We start from the raw sequence: 242 nt of genomic DNA on the forward strand, positions 1-242 counted from the left end.
GGCCACGGCGATGTCACGACGGCTGTTCAGGCGATGAAGGCCGGGGCGGCGGATTGCCTGGAGGAGCCTTTTGCAGATGCGGTGCTGATCGCGGCCATCAACCGGGCGACGGCTCTGAAGAGAGCCTTCTGCGGGGCCTCCGGCACCGACACTATCGCATCTCGGCTTTGCCAGCTGACGGAGCGCGAACACCAGGTCCTGGCCGGCGTGCTCGACGGCCTGCAGAACAAGATGATCGCCTT

1 protein-coding gene is annotated in these 242 nt (G+C 65.7%); it reads left to right on the forward strand.

Features of this window, described 5'->3' with window-relative positions; translation table 11 throughout:
* Window positions 1–242, forward strand: a 242-nt coding sequence (locus ACPYOJ_RS36380) for a response regulator transcription factor FixJ (protein WP_481420540.1), incomplete at both ends; no start/stop codon positions are given.

It is taken from the genome of Rhizobium sp. SVR5-9E (genome assembly GCF_056755095.1).